Consider the following 235-nt stretch of genomic DNA (forward strand, 5'->3'; position numbering starts at 1 on the left):
GTCGTGATCGAGAACGTCGAGCGCAACATGACCGTGCACAAGCTCGATCCGAAGACGGCCGCCAAGCAGGCGATGGATGAAGTGGCGGGCCCCGTGGTGGCGATCGTGCTGGTGCTGTGCGCCGTGTTCGTGCCCGTCGCGTTTCTCGGCGGCATCACCGGGCAGATGTACAAGCAGTTCGCCATCACGATTGCGATTTCCGTGGTGATCTCGGGCATCGTCGCGCTGACGCTCT

At 63.0% G+C, this 235-nt stretch carries 1 protein-coding gene; it reads left to right on the plus strand.

What is annotated here, in order from left to right; all coding sequences use genetic code 11:
- Positions 1 to 235, plus strand: a 235-nt coding sequence (locus SB822_RS61015; protein ID WP_410859642.1) for an efflux RND transporter permease subunit, incomplete at both ends; no start/stop codon positions are given.

The sequence above is a fragment of the Paraburkholderia sp. SIMBA_054 genome, assembly GCF_046534875.1.
Classification (GTDB): Bacteria; Pseudomonadota; Gammaproteobacteria; order Burkholderiales; family Burkholderiaceae; genus Paraburkholderia; species Paraburkholderia hospita.